The sequence below is a fragment of the Streptomyces adustus genome (genome assembly GCF_009377175.1).
GTDB classification, from domain to species: Bacteria; Actinomycetota; Actinomycetes; order Streptomycetales; family Streptomycetaceae; genus Streptomyces; species Streptomyces adustus.
On record NZ_VJZD01000531.1, the window covers coordinates 1 to 1,493 of the forward strand.

Genomic DNA, 1,493 nt, shown 5'->3' on the forward strand with positions numbered 1-1,493 from the left:
CACCCCAGCCACGCCGGCTCCCCGCGCTTCCGCCTCTCCCGCCCCTGCGCACACTCCCGCACCCCACGCCACGCCCGGCCTCGGCTCCCAGGCCGGGTATGAGGCACTGGCCGGCGCCGCGCTGGCCGCCGCAGCCGTCACTGCCGCCCTCGGCGTACGGCGCCTGCGCAGGCGCACACACACCAACCGCAGCGCTAAGGCCACCGTCCCGGCTCCCGCGCCCGCCGGCTCGGTGTCCACACCCACCACACACGACAGCCTCAGCAGGCTGGATCTGGCCCTGCGCGCCCTCGCCCACCACGCCAGCCGCGCCGAAGCCGACGCCGTACCTGCCGTGCGCGCAGCGCTCATCACCCCCCATACCGTCCGCCTCCTGCCCGAGGCCGACGCCCTGACCGCGCCGGCGCCCTTCACTACCGGCCCCGATGGATGGTGGACCCTGCCGCCAGACACCGATCTCTCGCACGACACCGCCGCCCCCGCAGGGCCGCCTCCCTATCCGGCGCTGGTCACCATCGGCAGCACCGAGGCAGACGACCTGGTGCTGCTCAACCTTGCCCGTACGCCCGCCGTACTCCTCGACGGCAGCACCTCCCAGATCAGCGAGGTGTGCACCTGCCTCGCCCTGGAACTCGCGCTGAGCCCCTGGGCAGACGGCGTCGAGATCGTCACCGTGGGATTCGGCGACGACCTGCCGCAGCTGCCGACCCCACAACCGATCACGCACACCCACCACGCCGCCCACGCACTACGCGACCTCAACGAGCATCTACTGGAGGCCCACCAGATGCCCGGCACCCTCCACCAGCCCTACGTGGTGCTGTGCGCGAGCCCACTGGACACCGCCACCGCAGCCGAGTTCGCCGACGTCATCGCCAGGGCACACACCCTGCCCGTCACCCTGATCGCCCCGGCCGACGCGGCGGCCGCACACTTCCCCCACGCCGTCCTCCTCGACGCCTCACTGACCGGGCCTCAGCACCTGCACCCGGCCGCCACCGACATCCGCCTCCAGCGCCTGGAACACACCGCCTACCAGCAGATCATCACCACCCTGCACGGCGCCGACCGGCACACCGGCCCAGCCGGACCAGCACCGCAGCAGACCGCCGCGCGCCCGGCCGGCATCACCTCCGGCCCCCTGCCCGCCGCCGGCGCCCCGGCCTCACCGCACCTGCCGCCCACAGGCTCACGACACCGCACCCCCGGCCAGACACAGCACACCCCAGGCCCGCACGAGCGCGAACCCGCACCCCTCACCGTCCCGGCAACGGCCCCGCCCGAGCCCGGCCACCATCCCGGCACGGACCGTGCCGTGCACGACCCGCACGCCCCGGAGATACGCGTCCTGGGACCGGTCGAAGTCACCGGCGTGCCCGCCACCGGCCACGGTCCCCGCAGCGCCCAGCTCGCCGCCCTGCTCTACTTCCGCCCAGGCCGCAGCGCCGACACCCTGTGCACCGACATGGACCCCGCCAACCCCTGGTCCACCA

1 pseudogene is annotated in these 1,493 nt (G+C 74.3%); it reads left to right on the forward strand.

Annotated features, from left to right (window positions below):
• Positions 1 to 1,493: pseudogene (locus tag FNH09_RS47455) on the forward strand (LysM peptidoglycan-binding domain-containing protein); the annotation flags it as partial.